18 protein-coding genes are annotated in these 18,011 nt (G+C 72.1%); 10 read left to right on the top strand and 8 right to left on the bottom strand.

The window, feature by feature from the left end; genetic code table 11:
- Window positions 1-233: 233 nt before the first annotated feature.
- The 3 genes from ACFYX4_RS17310 to ACFYX4_RS17300 all read right to left on the bottom strand — a co-directional run bounded on the left by ACFYX4_RS17310 (window position 234) and on the right by ACFYX4_RS17300 (window position 2,241).
- Window positions 234-887, bottom strand: coding sequence for a zf-HC2 domain-containing protein (locus ACFYX4_RS17310; RefSeq protein WP_389332986.1), 654 nt, complete (start codon window positions 885-887; stop codon window positions 234-236).
- Between the two features lie 141 nt (window positions 888-1,028).
- Window positions 1,029-1,541, bottom strand: coding sequence for a hypothetical protein (locus tag ACFYX4_RS17305; protein ID WP_389332983.1), 513 nt, complete (start codon window positions 1,539-1,541; stop codon window positions 1,029-1,031).
- 151 nt (window positions 1,542-1,692) lie between these two features.
- Window positions 1,693-2,241 (bottom strand): sigma-70 family RNA polymerase sigma factor, encoded by a 549-nt coding sequence (locus ACFYX4_RS17300; RefSeq protein WP_389332980.1) that lies wholly within the window; start codon window positions 2,239-2,241, stop codon window positions 1,693-1,695.
- Between the two features lie 221 nt (window positions 2,242-2,462).
- Here ACFYX4_RS17300 and ACFYX4_RS17295 point away from each other — a divergent pair, with 221 nt between their 5' ends.
- Window positions 2,463-3,608, top strand: coding sequence for a CapA family protein (locus ACFYX4_RS17295; RefSeq protein ID WP_389332977.1), 1,146 nt, complete (start codon window positions 2,463-2,465; stop codon window positions 3,606-3,608).
- A 66-nt stretch (window positions 3,609-3,674) separates the two neighbouring features.
- Here the strand turns inward: ACFYX4_RS17295 and ACFYX4_RS17290 are convergent, their stop codons facing one another.
- Window positions 3,675-4,136, bottom strand: coding sequence for a universal stress protein (locus ACFYX4_RS17290; RefSeq protein ID WP_389332974.1), 462 nt, complete (start codon window positions 4,134-4,136; stop codon window positions 3,675-3,677).
- Between the two features lie 158 nt (window positions 4,137-4,294).
- Between ACFYX4_RS17290 and ACFYX4_RS17285 the strand changes: the two genes are divergently transcribed.
- Window positions 4,295-5,134 (top strand): polysaccharide deacetylase family protein, encoded by an 840-nt coding sequence (locus ACFYX4_RS17285; protein ID WP_389332971.1) that lies wholly within the window; start codon window positions 4,295-4,297, stop codon window positions 5,132-5,134.
- Between the two features lie 34 nt (window positions 5,135-5,168).
- On the opposite strand, the gene ACFYX4_RS17280 is transcribed toward ACFYX4_RS17285, so the two are convergent.
- Window positions 5,169-5,840: a class F sortase gene (locus ACFYX4_RS17280; protein ID WP_389332968.1), complete on the bottom strand. Its 672-nt coding sequence runs from the start codon at window positions 5,838-5,840 to the stop codon at window positions 5,169-5,171.
- A gap of 347 nt (window positions 5,841-6,187) precedes the next feature.
- Here ACFYX4_RS17280 and ACFYX4_RS17275 point away from each other — a divergent pair, with 347 nt between their 5' ends.
- Window positions 6,188-6,694 (top strand): hypothetical protein, encoded by a 507-nt coding sequence (locus tag ACFYX4_RS17275; protein WP_389332965.1) that lies wholly within the window; start codon window positions 6,188-6,190, stop codon window positions 6,692-6,694.
- A 172-nt stretch (window positions 6,695-6,866) separates the two neighbouring features.
- Here ACFYX4_RS17275 and ACFYX4_RS17270 read toward each other — a convergent pair whose 3' ends face one another.
- Together ACFYX4_RS17270 and ACFYX4_RS17265 are read right to left on the bottom strand one after the other, a co-directional pair.
- The gene (locus ACFYX4_RS17270) at window positions 6,867-7,631 is read right to left on the bottom strand and encodes a hypothetical protein (RefSeq protein ID WP_389332962.1); all 765 of its coding nucleotides are present in this window, start codon (window positions 7,629-7,631) and stop codon (window positions 6,867-6,869) included.
- Window positions 7,632-7,652: 21 nt separating this feature from the next.
- The gene (locus tag ACFYX4_RS17265) at window positions 7,653-7,781 is read right to left on the bottom strand and encodes a hypothetical protein (RefSeq protein WP_389332959.1); all 129 of its coding nucleotides are present in this window, start codon (window positions 7,779-7,781) and stop codon (window positions 7,653-7,655) included.
- Window positions 7,782-8,646: 865 nt separating this feature from the next.
- Between ACFYX4_RS17265 and ACFYX4_RS17260 the strand changes: the two genes are divergently transcribed.
- From ACFYX4_RS17260 to ACFYX4_RS17245, 4 genes are all read left to right on the top strand, one after another.
- Complete coding sequence (locus ACFYX4_RS17260) at window positions 8,647-9,648, top strand: SCO0930 family lipoprotein (protein ID WP_389332956.1); 1,002 nt, start codon at window positions 8,647-8,649, stop codon at window positions 9,646-9,648.
- Window positions 9,649-9,980: 332 nt separating this feature from the next.
- Entirely contained in the window at window positions 9,981-10,793 is an 813-nt protein-coding gene (locus ACFYX4_RS17255; RefSeq protein ID WP_389332953.1) for an SAM-dependent methyltransferase, read from the top strand.
- Window positions 10,790-12,925: a putative bifunctional diguanylate cyclase/phosphodiesterase gene (locus tag ACFYX4_RS17250; RefSeq protein ID WP_389332950.1), complete on the top strand. Its 2,136-nt coding sequence runs from the start codon at window positions 10,790-10,792 to the stop codon at window positions 12,923-12,925. The genes ACFYX4_RS17255 and ACFYX4_RS17250 overlap by 4 nt, the downstream gene beginning before the upstream one ends.
- Window positions 12,926-13,023: 98 nt before the next feature.
- On the top strand, window positions 13,024-13,356 hold the full coding sequence (locus ACFYX4_RS17245) for a DUF4440 domain-containing protein (protein WP_389333053.1): 333 nt from the start codon (window positions 13,024-13,026) through the stop codon (window positions 13,354-13,356).
- A gap of 122 nt (window positions 13,357-13,478) precedes the next feature.
- On the opposite strand, the gene ACFYX4_RS17240 is transcribed toward ACFYX4_RS17245, so the two are convergent.
- A complete protein-coding gene (locus ACFYX4_RS17240; protein ID WP_389332947.1) occupies window positions 13,479-14,366 on the bottom strand; it encodes a LysR family transcriptional regulator in 888 nt (295 codons plus the stop codon).
- 120 nt (window positions 14,367-14,486) lie between these two features.
- On the opposite strand from ACFYX4_RS17240, the gene ACFYX4_RS17235 reads away from it, so the two are divergent.
- The 3 genes from ACFYX4_RS17235 to ACFYX4_RS17225 are packed head-to-tail and all read left to right on the top strand — an operon-like array spanning window position 14,487 to window position 17,852.
- Entirely contained in the window at window positions 14,487-15,158 is a 672-nt protein-coding gene (locus ACFYX4_RS17235; RefSeq protein ID WP_389333050.1) for a succinate dehydrogenase, read from the top strand.
- 1 nt (window position 15,159) lies between these two features.
- Window positions 15,160-17,109: a fumarate reductase/succinate dehydrogenase flavoprotein subunit gene (locus ACFYX4_RS17230; protein WP_389332944.1), complete on the top strand. Its 1,950-nt coding sequence runs from the start codon at window positions 15,160-15,162 to the stop codon at window positions 17,107-17,109.
- Window positions 17,106-17,852 carry a succinate dehydrogenase/fumarate reductase iron-sulfur subunit gene (locus tag ACFYX4_RS17225; RefSeq protein ID WP_389332941.1) on the top strand — a complete coding sequence of 249 codons (747 nt, stop codon included), beginning with the start codon at window positions 17,106-17,108 and terminating at the stop codon, window positions 17,850-17,852. The genes ACFYX4_RS17230 and ACFYX4_RS17225 overlap by 4 nt, the downstream gene beginning before the upstream one ends.
- Window positions 17,853-18,011 lie beyond the last annotated feature (159 nt).

Here is an 18,011-nt window from a genome sequence, read left to right as displayed (position 1 = left end):
CCACCCCCCAGGTCATCCGTTCGACAGGGGGACACAGTCATGCCGGGCCCGGAGGCCAGCGGCCCTCTTGCAGGACCGCGGAAAACATAACGGGGGGGGCGCGAAGCCGGACCGCCGGTGGCCGCACGGCGTCGGACGGCTCCACGTCCTTCACTCCAGTCTCCGCCGTCACCCGGACGGCCGCAAATCACCCCGGCTACGGCCGGTCACCCCGGCCACGGCCGCGAAGCACCCTAGCTGGGGTCCAGCCTGACCAGCGGCTCGCCGGACATCGTGCGCACCTCGTACCAGGCGACCTCTTCGGGGTGCCGGGCCCCGCCGCCCTGCATCGTGTTGGGGCGGGCGTCCTGCCGGGGCACGTTCCAGCTGGTGATGGTCTCCTCCGTGCCGTCGTGGCCGACGGCGATCAGGTGGCAGGCGCGCGGGCCGGCCGCGTCCTTGACCTTCAGCTCGACGTGGCTGCCGTAAGCCTCGTCCTCGATGGTGACCTCGGCCCACACGCCGGTCTTCTCGTCGGTGGCCGTCACCCGTACGGTGTCGTCGCCGCCGCCTCCCGCCATCATGGCCAGCGCGGGCGCGGCGAGCGCGACCACCACCGACGCGGCGACGGCGAACAGCAGCCGGCGCCGGAAGGCCCGGTGCCGGGCGGCCACCTCGCCCAGGAGCTTGTCGAGCATCCTGGGCCCCGGCCCGGCGAAGGGGTGCACCGTGCGGGGCGTCGCCCGCCGGTACAGCATCAACTGCCGGGTGGTGGGGCCGAACTCGGTTACCTGAGCCGCGCATTGAGGACACTCCATGAGGTGGTCCTCGAAACGGAAGGACTCCGCCTCGTCCAGCACGCCGAGCGCGTACGCGGCGACGTCGCGATGCCTCTCCAGGGACCTCATGCCGAAACCTCGTGCCGTTGAGTGCCAGTGGGGTTACTCCTTGCTCCCACCGGTACGCACCCGACAGCCGAATCACTCAAGGCCCGTACCAAATCGTGACCGAGACGTTCGGAGCGGTCGGGCCCCCGGATTGGTCGGAATCTAAAAAAGATGGATGGCGAGGTGCCCGAGGGGGAGTCCGAGCTGCCAGGCGGGGGTCCAGACTTTGGGTCCCTCGTCCTCGCCGACGCCCGGAGCGCCGCCCGGGACCGCGTTGAGATCGGGGGCGAGCAGCTCGGTCTCCTCCAGCCAGCGCCAGGCCGCCGCCGCGAGTTCGAGATCGGGTGCGGGACCGCCCGACTCGGCTGCCTCGGCGGCGAGTTGGGCCATCCGCTCGGCCACCCAGTCCTGCCAGGGCTGGTCGTACGCGGTCAGGGAGAGCCAGGTCTCCAGCTGCGTGACGACGCGGATGCCGGAGAGTTCGCCGTCGGTGTCGGACAGGAAGACGGTCAGCGCCAGGGCGTCGCGCCCGGCACGGAACTCGAAGGACGTCGGCGGCATCAGATCGCCGGTCCGCAGCAGTTCGTCGGCGATGTACTCGGCGTACAACCAGGCCATGGGGACGGTGAGTTCGCCGTCGGCGCCGTCCGTGCTCTGATGACCTCTGTGCTGCATCCCTTCCTGCCTTCCTCCGGTGCGAGCGCGTCACCCGATGCCGGGGTGCGGGGCGACGAGGGCCCCATCCGGAACACGGATAAGGACACCCGATTACTCAACCGGGGTCCTCGGCAAGGCGCTTTACGGAGGCTTGACCCGCCTTTGCGTTTCAGCGCAGGTCGGCCGCGTATCCCGGAAGCACCCGGCGCAGGGCGCGCAGCGCGTAGTACGCGCGGGACTTCACGGTACCGGGCGGGATGCCGAGGGCTTCGGCGGCCTCCGCCACACTGGCCCCATGGAAGTACACCAGCACCAGTACTTCACGATGCTCCGGAGTGAGTGTCTTCACAGCCTCGCGCACGTCGAGGGCGGCGGCGGCCCGCTCGGCGTGGTCGGCGCACACCGGCGCGTTCTCCAGCACCGCGTCCCCGACCTCGGCCGGCCGGGCCTGCCGGGCCCGCCGTGCGTCGATCGCGAGCCGCCGGCCGACGGTGAGCAGCCAGGGCCGCACGGAGTCGAAGGCGTCGGCGCGCAGGGCCTCGGGGTGCTGCCAGGCGCGCACCAGCGTCTCCTGGACGAGGTCCTCGGCGCGCTGGCGGTCGCCGTCGCACAGCCTCAGCAGCAGCGCGAAGAGCGGCCTGCCGTGCTCGCGCTGGAGCGCGGCCAGCTCGTGCTCGGCGGTCGTCGTCCTGGCGGTGAGGGTCGTTCCGGCCGTCATGCGCGTATGGCACCGCAGGGCGGCCGGAAGGGACAGGCCGCGCGCACGGATCTGCGACGGACGGTCGATCGCGTCGACGAACGGTTCGACGAACGGTCCGGGCTACGCCGATCGCGCGCATCGCGGCGGACGCCGGGAGTGCCGGACCCTACGCATCCCGTACATGAATTACTAGTAATACGTGCTCACATATGACGAATCATGGGAAACGGGGTGAACCGGTGATCGCCCGCAGACATCTCGTGGCGCTCCTCCTGACAGGAGTCCTCACGGCGGCGGCCGCCTGCCAGGCCGAGGACGACGGGCCTGCCGCACGGTCAGGACAGCCGGCCCCCTCCGCCGCCCGCGCCTTCACCCTCGTCGCCTCCGGGGACGTCATCCCGCACACCTCGGTCATCGAGCGGGCCCGCGCCGACTCCGGCGGGAGCGGCTACGACTTCCGGCCGATGTTCGAGGGCGTCCGCGCCCTCGTCTCCGGAGCGGACCTGGCGCTGTGCCACATGGAGACCGTGTACGGCGCGAACGGCGCGTACTCCGGCCACCCCGTGTTCAGGTCCCCGCCCGAGATCGCCGACGCCCTCGCCGCCACCGGCTACGACGGCTGCTCCACCGCCTCCGAACACAGCCTCGACGACGGCGCCGACGGCGTCCGCCGCACCCTGGACGCCCTCGACGGCGTCGGTGTACGGCACGCCGGCACCGCCCGCAACGAGGCCGAGGGCAACGGGATCACCTTCCTGCGCGCCGGGCCCGCGCAGGTCGCCCACCTCGCCTACACCCACGACACGGGCGGCACCCCCGTCCCGCCGGACCGGCCCTGGATCGTCGGCCGCACCGACGAGAACCGGATCATCGCCGACGCCAAGGCCGCACGGCGGGCCGGCGCCGACGTGGTCGTCGTCTCCCTGCACTGGGGCACCGAGTGGCAGAACGCGCCGGACCAGCAGCAGACCGCCCTCGCCCGGGCCCTCACCGCCTCCCGCACCGACGGCCGCCCCGACATCGACCTCATCCTCGGCACCCACGCCCACGTCCCGCAGCCCTACGAGAAGGTCAACGGCACCTGGGTCGTGTACGGCATGGGGGACCAGATCGCCGGCGAGATGTTCCGCGACGGCGTCCCGGACCCGCGCGGCAACCTGTCCAGCCTGGCCCGCTTCACCTTCACCAAGCCCGCCCGGCCCGGCGGTCGCTGGGAGGTGACCAAGGCCGCGTTCTACCCGCTCCAGTTCGACATCGACGCCGGCCGCGTCGTGGACCTCGACCGGGCCCTCGTCCAGGGCGCCGACGTCCGCGGCGTCCGCGACCGCATCCGGGACGTCGTCCTCAGCAGGGGCGCGGCCAAGAACGGCCTGACGACGGACTGACGACGGGTCAGCGCCCCCCACCGCCCCTGCCCCCACCGCCACCGCCTGCCCCCGCCGTCCACCCCGTCACGGCACCACCGTCACCGGCCAGCGCCCCGCCTTCACCAGTCGCACCGCCACCGACCCCACGAGCCGGTGGCCGGCCTGCTCGGAGGCGCCCACCACCACCGCGTCGGCCTTCAGCTCGTCCGCGGCCCGCACCAGGCCGGAGTAGGGGTCGCCGCGGAACGTGTGGAACTCCCAGCGCACCTCGAACGTCCCCCGGTGCCGCTCGGCGGCCTCCCTGATCTGCGCCACGAGATCCTCGGCGATCTCCTCGGTGACCTCCGCGACCGGCGCCCCGAGCACCGCGCCCGCCGCCGTCACCGGCTGCACGTACACGACGGCGAGCAGCGCGTGCTGACGCCGGGCCAGCCCCCCGGCGTAGGCGGCGGCCCGCAGCGACGAGTCGGAGCCGTCCACCCCCACCACGATCACCTTCGGCCCGTCCGTACCCCGCTCGAACCCCTGCTCCCGCTGCTCCGTCACCCCCCGAGGCTACCGAAACCCCCTCCCCGCCCCTCCGTGGGCTGCCGTGGGCCACCGTGGGTCTCGGGTGGGTCCGGGTTGGGCCGGGCGGGTGGAAATTCGGGGGTGGGGCGGTGTCGTCGGGGTGGGGCGGGAGGCGGGCGGGCGACTGATGGGGCATGCAGAAGGATCAGTTGTTCACGCGGCGCCGGCTGCTGGTCGCCGGGTTCGCCGCCGTCGGGGTGGCCGGCGCGGCCGGACTGTTCACGGGGGGAGCCGGCGACGAGCCGGTCCGTCCGACCGCTCCCGTCGGCGGAGCCCCCGCCCGCCGCCCGCCGGCGAAGCCCTCCGCCCACCGTCTCCAGCCGCTCACCGGCTACGGCCCGCCGAGCACCGGGCCCCGCCGCCCGCCCGTGCGGAGCACACCGCTGCTGAGCGTCCCCGGCCGCGGCCGGACCATGGTGCTGACCTTCGACGACGGCCCCGACCCCCGCTACACCCCCGACATCCTCGACACCCTCGCCGAGTACGAGGTCCCCGCCATGTTCTTCGTGTGCGGGGAGATGGCCGCCCAGCACCCCGGCCTGCTGGCCAGGATGGCCGACGAGGGCCACGTCGTCGGCAACCACACCTGGTCCCACCCCCTCCTCACCCGGCTCGGCCGCCGCCGCATCCACTCCGAGATGTCCCGCACCTGCGACGTCATCGAGGACGCCTACGGCCGACGCCCCCGCTGGTTCCGCGCCCCCTACGGCGCCTGGAACCGCGCCGCCTTCCAGCTCGGCGCCGAACTCGGCATGGAACCCCTCGCCTGGACGCTCGACACCCTCGACTGGGCGGGCCCCGGCGCCCGCACCATCGTGGACCGGGTCGAGGACGGCGCCGCCTCCGGCGTCGTGGTCCTCTCGCACGACGCCGGGGGCGACCGCACCGCCAGTGTCCGCGCCCTGCGCACCTACCTCCCGCGCCTCCAGGACGACGGCTACCACCTCTCCGTGCCCCGCCGCCCCCACGCCTAGCGGGACGGGCCCCGCCCGCCCGGCCGGGGACCGCTCAGCGGACCTCGACCAGGCGGGCGAAGGCGACCACGTTCCCTTCGTAGCCGTTCGCCTTGGAGAAACCGCCGCCGCAGGTGATCACCCGCAGTTCCGGAGAACCCTTGGACGCGTACACCCGGTCGCCGGGGAAATTGTTCTTCTCGAACACCTCGACGCCGTAGATCTCGAACACCGCGGTCCTGCCGTCCCGCCGCGGAATCTCCACGCGATTGCCCTGCTTCAGCGCGCCGAGCCCGTAGAAGACGGCCGGGCCGTGCTGGTTGTCGACATGGCCGACGACCACCGCGGTCCCCTTCTCGCCCGGCGAGACGGCGCCGGTGAACCAGCCGGCCAGGTTCGGGTCCTCGGGCGGCGGCGCGCCGACCCAGCCGTCCTGGTCCAGTCCGACCGGCATCACCGGGGCGTCGACGCTGATGGCCGGGATCCGCACCCGGTCGGGCTCGGCGTACGGCAGCGCCTGGGGAGCGAGACCGTAGGCGCCCTGGGCGCTGCCCTCCGCGGCCGCCGCCGACGCGGGCTGCGGCGGGCCGGCGTCGAACTCCCCCGAACCGTTCCGGATGAGCGCGAGGCCGGTCAGCAGCACCAGCGCTATCACGCCCCACGGGGCACGCTTCTTGGGCGGCCGCTCCTCCTCTTCCGCCATCTCGGACAGCTCGTACCCGTACATTCGCCATCCCCTTTCGACGCGGCCGTCGCCACGTCCTTTCGCGCATACGAGAACGCGCATACCGGAACGCTAAATGCCGCTCGGGAAACCGGCGACGGGGCGAAAGCGAACGGGTGGCGTCCCTCTTCCCCGGTGCGCCATCCGAGTTGCCGCGGAGAGGAATTTTCTGACGGTCCGTGACCTGCGGCGATATCCGATTGTGTGCTTTTCCCTCGGCGTGTCCTCTCACCAGGACGGACCATTCCCGAAATGCGGGTGTCCGCACGGCATCTGAGGGTCTATTCGGGAGGCGTTCTCTCGCCGACAGACCGGGGACGGGCCCCGGGGCGCCTTCCGCGGAGGAGCACATGCGTACGACTCGTCTTCTGCGGGCCTCGGCGGTCTCGGCCGCCGCGGCCGCCGCCCTCTCGATGGCCGCCCCCGCGGCCGTCGCGCGGGACGGCATGCCCATCAGCCCGAGCAACATCGTCGCCCTGCCCAGTGTCATCGCCCGCGGCGGCCAGCTGACCGTCACCGTCGACGGCTGCCCCAGCGGCGGAACCATGAGCTCCAGCGCCTTCCGGACCGCCAACCTCACGCCGATCAGCGGGGCCCGGGGCACGGCCAAGGGGATCGCGACCGTCAACCCGAACGCGGGCCCCGGCACGCACGGCATCACCGTCAACTGCAACGGACGCACCCTGACCAATCCGGCCGCCTTCACCGTCATCGGCGGCGTCCGCGGCGGCATCGGCGGCAGCACCTCCAACGGGGCGACCCCGACCGACGTGGCGATCGGCGGCGGGCTGGTCGCCGCGGCCGTCGTCGGCGGCGGACTGTTCTGGATGCGCCGCCGGGCCGAGCGCCGCGCCTGAGGCCCGCGCGTTACCCCGGCCGGGGACGGCGGCGGCGCGGAGCCCGCGGCCGTCCCCGGCCGTCCCCGGCCGTCCCCGGCCGTCCCCGGCCGTCCCCGGCCGTCCCCGGCCGTCCCCGGCCGTCCCCGGCCGTCCCCGGCCGGACGTCAGCCGGTCGGCCCGGTCGGCCTGGTCAGCCCTGGGCGTCCGGGAAGAGATACAGGAAGGGCTCGGCCGAGGCGGTCACGCCCCGGCTGTAGGGGGCGTCGAAGTCCCAGATCAGGAAGAGCAGAAAGGCGATCAGCGCGGAGAACAGCCCGGCCAGGACCAGTTCCCGGGCGGTGCGCCGGATCTGTAGTGCGAAGACCATGCCGATGGTGATCACGCCGCCGGCGATGAGCCCGAACCACACCACGCCCGGCATCGTCGGCCCGGTGGAGTCCGCGCGGATGTTGCGCGCCTGGTCCGCGGCGGCCATCTGGTCGAGGAGCGGCTGGTAGGCCTGCGCCTCGAAGTCCGACGCGGGCCGGTAGTCGGTGAGGTCCACGCGGACCTGCCGCAGCAGCGTGTCGCCGCGCTCGCTCATCCGGCCCTCGTCGGCCATCGTCCGCCACTCGGTGGTGACGACGTGTCCGACATAGGAGTTGACATCCTCCCGAATCCGGTCACGGACTTCGGCCGGGTACACCCGGACCCGCTCCGAGATCTCGTGCAGCGCCTGCGCCTCCGCCTGCACCTGGTCCTGGGCGGCGCTGCGGGCCTCCCAGACGCCCGCGATGGCCAGACCCAGGACGATGGCGTAGACCACGCCGATCCACATCGTCATGTACTCGATGACGTCCGGGGTCTCGGAGGGATCCTCGTCCTCGGCCGCCCTGCGGTGCCGGACGAGGGTGATGACGACCACCACCGCGCAGGCGGCGAGCATCGCGAGGGTGAGAACAAGCCATTCCGGCAAGAGAAGCCTCCTGGAGGGGCGTCAGCGGGGCCGCAGGGCGGCGACGGCGATCAGCGCGGGCACGGTGACGAGCAGCAGATAGGTGACCGGCGACTTGCCGCCGCGGGTGGGCCGCTGGCGCGCCGGGGCGTGGTACGCCGGGTAGTTCACGGGGGTGATGGAGGGGCGGGGGGTGGGCTTCGGCGGGGGCTTCGGGGCGGGGGCCGGTGGCTTGGGCTTCGGGGTGGGGGCCGGCGGCGGGGGCGGGGGAGTCGGCGCGGGAGGCGCGGGCGGTGCGGGTGCGGGTGGTGGTGGTGCGGGCGGAGGTGTCGGCCGGGCCTTCGGCGGAGGGGCCGGCTTCGGCGGTGGCGGCGGTTTCGGGGGCGTCGGCTTCGGCGTCGGCTTGGGTTTCGGCGGGGGCGGCGGCTCCGGTGCGGGCGGGGGCGGCGGCTCCGGGGGAGGCGGTGGCGGGGGTTCGGGCTTCGGCGGTGGCGGGGGTGTCGGGCACGCGGGCGGAACCGGCCACGGGGGGCTGCCCGCGACGGCCACCGCTCCGGAGCCCGCGACCGCCACCGCCCCGGCGCCGTCCGGGCCCGTCGAGGCGTAGGCGCAGGCGTCGGCCACGGCCGTCCCGGCCGGCGCGCCCACGAGGATCCAGGCCGCGGTCACCAGGGCCAGGGCCCTGGCAGTCCGTGCGGCCCCCGCGGCACGGGCGGAGCGGGTCGTTTCGGGTCCATGCACGACGGAGATCATGAGGCCTTCCGCACGGGTGCACGCCCGCGGGCGGAGGTGATTGCCCCGAACGGGGGAAGCCCCGCTCCCCGCGGATCCGCCGAGGGCGCTCGCCCGTCCGGCTTGTCGTACATGCGTGCGAAATGTGCCGCCCGGGGGTGGCTTGAAGGGGCCCCGTCACAGGTGGCGAAAAGAATTTTGTGCCGCGTTTGAACACAACACCCACCGACATGCGTACTCATGGCCGTGCGGCGGCGCAGCAGGGCGCTGCAACACCCTTGTGATGATCGGGGAGTTGTTGACGATGAAGACCTCCTGGCGGAGCGCCTCACTCGTGGCGAGCGCCGTGTCCGTGCTGGCGCTGACGACGGCGTGCGGCCAGGAAAGCGGCACGTCGGCGTCGAGTCAGAACGTGGGCGTCACGGCACCGGCGGGCGGTATCGCGGGCGTCGGGGCCGGTATCGGCGGTGTCGGCACGGGCGTCAGCCCGAGCGCCAGCACCCCGGCGGTCGGCGGCGGCGTCGGCGCGGGAACCGGTACCAACACCGGGAACGGCGCCGGCACCCAGGGCTCGGCCGGTGAACTGGCCGTCTCCGCCAACGCCGAGCTCGGCAAGGTGCTGATCGACGGCGACGGCAAGACTCTCTACCGCTTCGACGCCGACCTGGCCGAGCCGCCGAAGTCGAACTGTGACGGCGACTGCGCGAAGGCCTGGCCGCCGGTGCCCGCCGACGACGCGACCGCCGGCGACGGCATCGACAAGTCGCTGCTCGGCGAGGTCACCCGCTCCGACGGCAGCAAGCAGCTGACCGTGGACGGCTGGCCGGTCTACCGCTACGCCAAGGACGCCAACTCCGGTGACGTCAACGGCCAGGGCGTGGGCGGCAAGTGGTTCGCGCTGGCCCCCGACGGCAAGAAGGCCAAGGCCGATTCCGCGCTGCCGGGCCTGTCCGTCCGCAAGGACCCCAACCTCGGTGACATCGTCGTCGACAAGAACGGCATGACGGTCTACCGCTTCCTGAAGGACAAGGCCTGGCCCGAGCCGGTCTCGAACTGCAACGGCGCCTGCCTGGAGAAGTGGCCCGTCGTCGCCCCGGTCGCCACCAACGACACCGAGGGCGTCCAGAAGAAGGGCCTGATGAGCTTCACCCGCGGCGACGGCACCAAGCAGATGACGGTCAACTGCTCGCCGATCTACACCTTCTCCGGTGACAAGGCGCCGGGCGACATCAACGGTCAGGGCGTCGGCGGCACGTGGTACGCCGTGGCCCCCGACGGAAAGCTGGTCGGCGCGCCCAAGCAGTAGAGATCACCTCCCCAGGGCTGATCCCCGCATACTGCGACGGCACGTCCGGCCCCCGGTCCGCCCCCTCCGCGCCGCACGGAGGGGGCGGACCATTGTGCTGTCGCGCCCGCCGCGCTTCGGGTACTTTTCCACGGGCTCCGACAGGGGCGCCGATTCGGCACGTGCCGCAGGCAGTGACCGGGAACGGACGGTCAATTTCCGGTTCCGCTCGCCCGTTTGGCAGGCGATCAGTAGCCTCTGCTCGAACACCGGATCGCCTACGCCGGAACGCCCGGTCCGGCTCGCCCGAGCCGGACAGCCCGAGCCGGATCGCCTACGCCTTGGAGAGTCAGATGGATCGTCCCGCCTGGGCCCCACGGAGCATCGACGTCTCCGTGCCCAGTGTCTCGCGGATCTACGACTACTACCTGGGCGGTTCGCACAACTTCGAGGTCGACCGGCAGGCGGCCCGCAGGGCCATGGAGTTCATGCCGGGCCTGCCGAAGATCATGCAGGCGAACCGGGCGTTCCTGCGCCGCGCGGTGCGGTACGCGGCCGGCGAGGGCATCACCCAGTTCCTGGACGTCGGTTCGGGCATACCGACCTTCGGCAACGTCCACGAGGTGGCCCGGGCCGCCGCCCCCGGAGCCCGCGTCGTCTACGTGGACCACGATCCGGTCGCCGTCGCGCACAGTCAGGCCGTCCTGGAGGGCGACGCGGACACGGGCGTCGTCGCCGCCGACCTGCGCAAGCCGCGGGAGATCCTGGCCAGCCCGCAGGTGGAGCAACTCCTCGACCTGGAGCGGCCGGTGGCGCTGCTGCTCGTTGCCATACTGCACTTCGTGGAGGACGAGGACGACCCGTACGCGGCGGTGGCCGAGCTGGCCCGCGCGCTCGCGCCCGGCAGCCTGCTCGTCCTCACGCACGCCTCGTACGAGGGGATCCCGCTGCCGCAGCAGCGGGCCGAGGGCGCGGTGGACGTGTACAAGGACATCCGCAACCCGCTGATCATGCGCTCGCGTGACGAGATCGCGCGGTTCTTCGAGGGGTACGACATGGTGGAACCGGGACTGGTGCCGATGCCGCTCTGGCGGCCGGAGACAGCACCGGAGGACGAGGATCCGTACGCCTTCTCCGGGTTCGCCGGCGTGGGACGCACCTCGTGATCGCCGAGCCGGACGGACCGGAGGACAGACTGCGGCGGTTCGCGACGATCTGGAGCCGGGCCGTGTTCCCGGTGACGTCCACGTCGCTGACCCGGCCGGAGTTCGAGGAGCAGCTGCTGCCGCTGGCCCGACGGCTGAGCGAGGCCCTGCTGGCCAGGACCTTCGACGCCGGCGCCCCCAGGCAGGTCGGGGCCGCGCTCGTCGACGTGCACTGCACCGACCCGGACGCGCTCAGCCACAGCCTGGACTGCGTCGACGCCTACCTGGTGCTGTACTGCGGCGAGGACGGCTCCCCGGAGGACCTGCGGGCCCGCTGCTCCCGCCTACAGCACGCCATGGCGGCCGGCTTCGCGCAGGCGCTGCGCGAGCGGACGCTGGCCGAGCAGGAGGCCATCGCCCAGGCCGCGTTGCGGGCGCAGGGCGTGGTGGCGCAGGCGCTGCACACCAGCGAGGCCCGCTTCCGCGCCGTCTTCGAGGGCGCGGCGATAGGGATCGGCATCGCCGATCTGGAGGGCAACGTCCTCCAGGTCAACGGGGCGATGCTGCGCATGTTCGGCGGCGGCGAGCAGGCGGTGCGCGGCCGCAACGTGCGGGCGTGGACGCACGCGGAGGACGCCCCGCAGGTGTGGCGGCTCTACGAGGAGCTGGTGCGCGGCGAACGCGAGCACTACCACGTGGAGAAGGCGTTCTACCGCCCCGACGGAACGGCCCTGTGGACCAATCTGACGGTCTCCCTGCTCCGGGACGCGGACGGTGAGCCGCAGTACCAGCTGGCGCTGATGGAGGACACCACCGAGCGCCGGCTGCTCAATCTGCGGCTGCGCTACGAGGCCACCCACGACGCCCTCACCGGGCTGCCCAACCGCACCCTCTTCTTCGAGCGCCTGGAGAAGGTGCTCGCCGCCGGCGGGGACCAGCGCTTCGGCCTGTGCTACCTGGATCTGGACGGCTTCAAGACCATCAACGACAGCCTCGGCCACGCGGCCGGGGACCGGCTGCTCGTCGAGGTCGCCGACCGCCTCCAGGGCTGCGCGACCGCGCCGGGGGAGATGGTCGCCCGGCTCGGCGGCGACGAGTTCGTGGCGCTGACCACCGGCCCCGACACCCGCCGCGAGGTCGACGACCTCGCCGCGCGCATCCAGAACGCGTTGCTCGCGCCCGTGCGCATCGACGGCCGTGAGCTGACCGTGCGCGGCAGCATCGGCATCGTGGAGGGCCCGGCGGCCGAGCGCAGCCCGGCGGAGGTGCTGCGCAGCGCCGACATCACGATGTACCGGGCCAAGTCGGCGGGCGGCAACCGCTTCGAGCTGGCCGACCCCGAGGCCGACGCCCGCGCCATCACCCGGCACGGGCTGACCACCGCGCTGCCGGCCGCGCTGGAGCGGGGCGAGTTCTTCATCGAGTACCAGCCGCTGGTCCACCTCGGCGACGGCAGCGTGCGCGGCGCGGAGGCCCTGGTGCGCTGGCTGCACCCGCAGCACGGCGTTCTCGGCCCCGACCGCTTCATCCCGCTCGCCGAGCACACGGGGCTGATCGTGCCGCTCGGCCGCTGGGTGCTGGAGCAGTCGGTGCGGCAGGCCCGCGACTGGCGGGAGCGCGACGGCCGGACGGGCCCGCTCCGGGTCAACGTCAACCTCTCTCCGTGCCAGCTCACCCATCCGGGGCTGGTGCAGGAGACCGTCGACATCCTGGAACGCGCGGGCGTCGAGCCGCAGGCGCTCTGCCTGGAGGTCACCGAGTCGGCCCTGATCGGCGCCGACGACGATCTGCTCAAGCCGCTGCGCCGGCTCGCCGAGATGGGCGTCGACATCGCCCTGGACGACTTCGGCACCGGCTACTCCAACCTGGCCAACCTGCGCCGGCTGCCGGTGAGCGTCCTCAAGCTGGACCGCTCCTTCACCCAGAGCATGCAGCAGTTCCCGGCCGACCCCGTCGACCTCAAGATCGTCGAGGGGATCGTCTCCCTGGCCCACAGCCTGGACCTCGCGGTCACGGTCGAGGGCGTGGAGACCGGCGCCCAGGCCGACCAGCTGCGCATACTCGGCTGCGACACGGCCCAGGGCTGGTACTACGCCCGCCCCGGCCCCCCGGACCGCCTGCACGAACTGACCTTGGTGGACGCGACAGGATGAACCGGATGCCGGAAGAGACGACCGTGGCAGACAGGACGGAAGAGGCGGACGAGCCGGACGAGGCGATCAGGGAGGCCATCCGGGGCGAACTCGCCCTGATGGACCCCGCCGTCCGCGCCTCCCGCGCCGCCACCGTCCGCCTCCTCGACCCCGAGTTCATCGAGGTCGGCTCCTCCGGCCGCCGCTACACGTACGACGAGATGGTCACCGAGCTGCCCGACCACCCGGGCAGCGCGGCGACGGGCCCCCACTACGAGCCGTCGACGATCACAGGCGTACTCCTGGCCCCCGACCTGGTCCACCTCACCTACGAGACGCACTTCGACGGCCGCAGGGCCCGCCGCAGCTCGATCTGGCGCAAGCGAGACGAGACGACAGGCTGGCGCATGTACTACCACCAGGGCACCCCGGTACCCCCGAACACACCCTGACGAATTCGACCCACGGGACTGCACCCCCCCAAGGGGCGCGGGGAACTGCGCGCCCAGCCACAACGAACCCGCACCCCGAAGACCACCCCCGCCCAAAACGGCGCGACCGCCCGGCAGCCCCCTTACCGCTCGAGCAACATCCGCTGCAACTCCCTAGCCGCCCGAGGCGGAGCCACATCGCTGCGATGGGCCAACCCGATCCGCCGATGCAACCCCGGCCGAGCCAACGGAGTGACCCTCAGGCCCCGCCCGGATCGTGCCGCCACCATCCGGGGCACGACCGCGATCCCCAGCCCCGCCCGCACGAATCCCAGCACCGCGTCCATCTCCCCGCCCTCCACGGCGAAATCCGGCTCGAACCCCGCGGAGCGACACGCGGCGACGGTGAGTTCACGCAGGTCGTAGCCGTGCCGGAACATCACCAGCCGTTCCCCCTCCAGATCGGCGATGCGCACGGGCCGCCGCCCGCCGTCCCCCGGCTTGGGCGCCTCCGGCGAGGACACCACGACCAGGTCCTCCCGCAGCAGCTCCACCGTCGTCAGCGCCGGCGACGGGGACGGCAGAGGCAGCACCACCAGCGCGAGGTCGAGCGCGCCCCGCGCCAGCTCACGCACCAGGTCGTGGGATCCGCTCTCCTCGATCAGCAGCCGGATGCCGGGATAGCGGTCGTGGAAGGCGCGCAGCACGTCCGGCAGCAGACCCGTGCACAGACTGGGCGTGGCGCCCAGCCGCACCCGCCCGCTGCGCAGCTGCACCAGCTCCTGCACCTCGTACCGCGCCGTCTCGGTGTCCGCGAGGATGCGGCGGGCCAGCGGCAGCAGCGCCTCCCCGGCGTCGGTGAGCGTGATGTTGCCCCGCGCCCGCAGGAACAGATCCGCCCCCAACTCCCTTTCCAGCGCCCTGATCTGCTGCGACAACGACGGCTGCGCCACATGGACGAGCTCGGCGGCCCGGGTGAAGTGCCGGGTCTCGGCGACCGCCACGAAGTACTGGAGCTGCTGGAACTGCATCCCGCCATGATAGGCCGCTCCTATCGAAACAAGCCGGACCATGTCTTGGACCGATGGGGTGAGCGCGCTCTAGCGTCTTGAGACATGGCTCTGGCAACGAGGGCGGACCGACGGCCGTCCATGGCGCGTACCGTGTGGGACTCGTCCGTCGGCAAGAAGACGGTGATGGCCGTCAGCGGCATGATCATGCTGCTGTACCTGGTCGTCCACATGATCGGCAACCTGAAGATCTTCTTCGGGGCGACGGAGTTCAACCACTACGCCCACTGGCTGCGCACGGTCGGCGAGCCGTTCATGCACTACGAGTGGACGCTCTGGCTCGTTCGCGTGGTGCTGGTCGTGGCGGTCGTCGCGCACGCCGTCTCCGCCTACCAGCTCAGCCGCCGTGACATCAAGGCACGCCCGAGCAAGTACGTGCACAAGAAGCGCCGGGCGAGCTACGCGACCCGCACCATGCGCTGGGGCGGGATCATCCTCGCCCTGTTCATCGTGTGGCACATCCTCGACCTGACCACCGGGACCGTGCACACGGGCGGCTTCCAGGAGGGCCGCCCCTACCAGAACGTGGTGGACACCTTCTCCACCTGGTACGGGAACGCCGTCTACATCGTGGCGATGCTCGCGCTCGGCCTGCACGTCCGGCACGGCTTCTGGAGCGCCGCCCAGACCCTCGGAGTCGGCAGCCGCAGCCGCGACCGCGCGCTGAAGATCACCGCCGACGTCCTCGCGCTGCTGCTCACGGCCGGCTTCATCGCCGTGCCCGTGGCCGTCATGACCGGAGTGGTGAGCTGACATGAGCACCTATGCCGACTACCCGACCGGTGAGCCGGTCGTCGACGCCAAGGCCCCGACCGGGCCGGTCCAGGAGCGGTGGGACAAGCGCCGGTTCGAGGCCAGACTCGTCAACCCGGCCAACCGGCGCAAGCACACGGTGATCGTGGTGGGCACCGGCCTCGCGGGCGGCTCCGCCGGCGCGACCCTCGCCGAACAGGGCTACCACGTCGTCCAGTTCTGCTATCAGGACTCCCCGCGCCGCGCCCACTCCATCGCCGCGCAGGGCGGCATCAACGCGGCGAAGAACTACCGCAACGACGGCGACTCCGTCCACCGGCTGTTCTACGACACCGTCAAGGGCGGAGACTTCAGGGCCCGCGAGTCCAACGTCCACCGCCTCGCGCAGATCTCCGTCGAGATCATCGACCAGTGCGTGGCCCAGGGCGTGCCCTTCGCCCGCGAGTACGGCGGTCTGCTCGACACCCGCTCCTTCGGCGGGGTCCAGGTCTCCCGGACGTTCTACGCCCGCGGCCAGACGGGCCAGCAACTGCTGCTCGGCGCCTACCAGGCGCTCTCCCGCCAGATCGCCGCCGGGAACGTCGAGATGCATCCGCGCACCGAGATGCTCGACCTGATCGTCGTCGACGGCCGGGCGCGCGGGATCGTGGCCCGGGATCTGATCACGGGGCGGATCGACACCTACTTCGCGGACGCCGTCGTCCTCGCCAGCGGCGGGTACGGGAACGTCTTCTACCTGTCGACCAACGCCATGAACTCCAACGCCACCGCCGTGTGGCGGGCGCACCGGCGCGGTGCGTACTTCGCCAACCCGTGCTTCACCCAGATCCACCCCACCTGCATCCCGCGCACCGGCGACCACCAGTCCAAGCTGACGCTGATGAGCGAGTCCCTGCGCAACGACGGCCGCATCTGGGTGCCCAAGGCCAAGGGCGACACCCGCCCGGCGCACAGGATCCCCGAGGACGAGCGCGACTACTACCTGGAGCGCATCTACCCCTCCTTCGGCAACCTGGTCCCGCGCGACATCGCCTCCCGCGCCGCGAAGAACGTCTGCGACGAGGGCAGGGGAGTGGGCCCCGGCGGACAGGGCGTCTACCTCGACTTCGCCGACGCCATCGGGCGCATGGGGCGCAAGGCCGTCGAGGCGAAGTACGGCAACCTCTTCGACATGTACCAGCGGATCACCGACGAGGATCCGTACCAGGTGCCGATGCGCATCTACCCCGCCGTGCACTACACGATGGGCGGCCTGTGGGTCGACTACGACCTCCAGACCACCGTCCCGGGCCTGTTCGCGATCGGCGAGGCCAACTTCTCCGACCACGGCGCCAACCGGCTCGGCGCGTCCGCCCTCATGCAGGGCCTGGCCGACGGCTACTTCGTCCTCCCGGCCACCATCAACGACTACCTCGCACGCAACCCGCACCAGAGCGAGGTCACCGACGAACACCCCGTAGTTCAGGAGGTGTTGGCGGAGACCCAGGACCGGCTCAACCTGCTCCTGTCCGTCGACGGCGACCGCACCCCCGACTCCTTCCACCGCGAGGTCGGCGAACTCATGTGGGAGTTCTGCGGGATGGCCCGCTCCGACGCCGGACTGCGCAAGGCCCTCGAACGCATCCCGCAGATCCGCGAGGAGTTCTGGCGGCGCATCAAGGTCCCCGGCAGCGGCGAGGAGTTCAACCAGTCCCTGGAGAAGGCCAACCGCGTCGTCGACTACCTCGAACTCGCCGAGCTGATGTGCCTCGACGCGCTGCACCGCGCCGAGTCCTGCGGCGGCCACTTCCGTGAGGAGTCCCAGACGCCCGACGGCGAAGCCGCCCGCAGGGACGACGAGTTCTCCTACGCGGCGGCCTGGGAGTTCGCCGGCACCGGCGAGGCCCCGACCCTGCACAGGGAAGACCTGGTCTTCGAGTACGTCCATCCCACCCAGCGGAGCTACGCATGAAGCTCACCCTGCGCGTCTGGCGGCAGAAGAACGCCGACGCCGACGGCACGATGTCCACGTACGAGGTGGACGGCGTCTCACCCGACATGTCCTTCCTGGAGATGCTCGACACGCTCAACGAGGACCTCATCCTGCGCGGCGAGGACCCGGTCGCCTTCGACCACGACTGCCGCGAGGGCATCTGCGGCGCGTGCTCCCTCGTCATCAACGGCGACGCGCACGGCCCCGAGCGGACGACCACCTGCCAGCTGCACATGCGCTCCTTCCGTGACGGCGACACGATCGACGTCGAGCCGTGGCGGGCCTCGGCCTTCCCCGTGATCAAGGACCTGGTCGTCGACCGCTCCGCCTTCGACCGGATCATCCAGGCCGGCGGCTACGTCACCGCGCCGACCGGCTCCGCGCCCGAGGCCCACGCCACCCCGGTGCCGAAGCCGGACGCCGACTTCGCCTTCGAGCACGCGGAGTGCATCGGCTGCGGGGCGTGCGTGGCGGCGTGCCCCAACGGCGCGGCGATGCTGTTCACCTCCGCCAAGGTCAACCACCTCAACGTGCTGCCGCAGGGGGCGCCCGAGCGAGAGACGCGGGTGCTGGACATGGTGGCGCAGATGGACGAGGAGGGGTTCGGCGGCTGCACGCTCGCCGGCGAGTGCGCGGTGGCTTGTCCCAAGGGGATTCCGCTCGTTTCCATCACCGGGATGAACAAGGAGTGGCTGCGGGCCACCCGGAAGGTCAAGCGGTAAACCAGACGTTCGCCGAGGGTGCGGACGGGCGGGGCCGGGAGTGGTGCTCACCGGCCCCGTCTGGTTTTTCCGGAGCGCCTGGCATTCAGCATTCCCACATCCGTTCTCCCGGCGCAGGTCACGTGCACGCCAACCGGCGTCGGGAGAAACAGGGGGAGC

Origin of the sequence: Streptomyces sp. NPDC002328 (genome assembly GCF_042890065.1) — a bacterium.
GTDB lineage: Bacteria > Actinomycetota > Actinomycetes > Streptomycetales > Streptomycetaceae > Streptomyces.
The sequence above is the reverse complement of the archived record's forward strand: the minus strand, read 5'-3'. Positions and strand labels throughout refer to the sequence as shown.

What these genes read in the sequence shown, in the direction of transcription:
- ACFYX4_RS17310 (WP_389332986.1), bottom strand. Translation starts at nt 887, where the DNA reads ATGAGGTCCCTGGAGAGGCATCGCGACGTCGCCGCGTACGCGCTCGGC.
- ACFYX4_RS17300 (WP_389332980.1), bottom strand. Translation starts at nt 2,241, where the DNA reads ATGACGGCCGGAACGACCCTCACCGCCAGGACGACGACCGCCGAGCAC.
- ACFYX4_RS17240 (WP_389332947.1), bottom strand. Translation starts at nt 14,366, where the DNA reads ATGCAGTTCCAGCAGCTCCAGTACTTCGTGGCGGTCGCCGAGACCCGG.
- ACFYX4_RS17275 (WP_389332965.1), top strand. Translation starts at nt 6,188, where the DNA reads ATGCGTACGACTCGTCTTCTGCGGGCCTCGGCGGTCTCGGCCGCCGCG.
- ACFYX4_RS17280 (WP_389332968.1), bottom strand. Translation starts at nt 5,840, where the DNA reads ATGTACGGGTACGAGCTGTCCGAGATGGCGGAAGAGGAGGAGCGGCCG.
- ACFYX4_RS17245 (WP_389333053.1), top strand. Translation starts at nt 13,024, where the DNA reads ATGGACCCCGCCGTCCGCGCCTCCCGCGCCGCCACCGTCCGCCTCCTC.
- ACFYX4_RS17230 (WP_389332944.1), top strand. Translation starts at nt 15,160, where the DNA reads ATGAGCACCTATGCCGACTACCCGACCGGTGAGCCGGTCGTCGACGCC.
- ACFYX4_RS17255 (WP_389332953.1), top strand. Translation starts at nt 9,981, where the DNA reads ATGGATCGTCCCGCCTGGGCCCCACGGAGCATCGACGTCTCCGTGCCC.
- ACFYX4_RS17305 (WP_389332983.1), bottom strand. Translation starts at nt 1,541, where the DNA reads ATGCAGCACAGAGGTCATCAGAGCACGGACGGCGCCGACGGCGAACTC.
- ACFYX4_RS17285 (WP_389332971.1), top strand. Translation starts at nt 4,295, where the DNA reads ATGCAGAAGGATCAGTTGTTCACGCGGCGCCGGCTGCTGGTCGCCGGG.
- ACFYX4_RS17235 (WP_389333050.1), top strand. Translation starts at nt 14,487, where the DNA reads ATGGCGCGTACCGTGTGGGACTCGTCCGTCGGCAAGAAGACGGTGATG.
- ACFYX4_RS17260 (WP_389332956.1), top strand. Translation starts at nt 8,647, where the DNA reads ATGAAGACCTCCTGGCGGAGCGCCTCACTCGTGGCGAGCGCCGTGTCC.
- ACFYX4_RS17225 (WP_389332941.1), top strand. Translation starts at nt 17,106, where the DNA reads ATGAAGCTCACCCTGCGCGTCTGGCGGCAGAAGAACGCCGACGCCGAC.